The 547-nt window shown below is 45.3% G+C and carries 1 protein-coding gene; it reads left to right on the top strand.

Translation table 11 applies throughout. The annotated features are described in order from the left end of the window. Positions 1 to 547: Cache 3/Cache 2 fusion domain-containing protein (locus tag R7R24_RS29665; protein ID WP_318120583.1), on the top strand; the 547-nt coding region annotated here is incomplete at both ends.

Consider the following 547-nt stretch of genomic DNA (forward strand, 5'->3'; position numbering starts at 1 on the left):
CTAGTAATTGCCTTTTCCAGCATTGCTGCGCTCGTTTATCGAAACGCATCTGGCGTGCTGCTAGAAAGTACGTTGAGAGAACATCAATCCAAAGTCGAGTCGATGGCAAAAACCATTGCCGGTCAGTTCGATGCTTACCTTCATACTGCTCAAGTACTCGAATCAACTTTTCGCAATGGTTACCTTGCAGGCGTTTATGTAGAAAACTACACGGTAGACTTCATGGGCCATGAAGTACCAAATATCACGCAATACAGCGAAAGTTTGATTAACGACACAAAGCTGGTCGACAGCTTCACGCGTGATACCGGAGCAATCGCAACGTTATTTGCACCACTTGGTGATGACTTCATTCGCGTTTCAACATCATTAAAAGATCCGCAAGGTAAGCGTGCAGTAGGCACGACTCTTGGACGCAATCATCCTGGTTACCAACTCTTAAAGAGCGGAAAACCTTACTACGCGCAAATCAAACTATATGGCGAACGCTTCATTACCTATTACGCGCCAATCAAAGACGCTAACGGTAACGTATCTGGCTTGTCAT

Source organism: Vibrio sp. 704, from assembly GCF_033339295.1.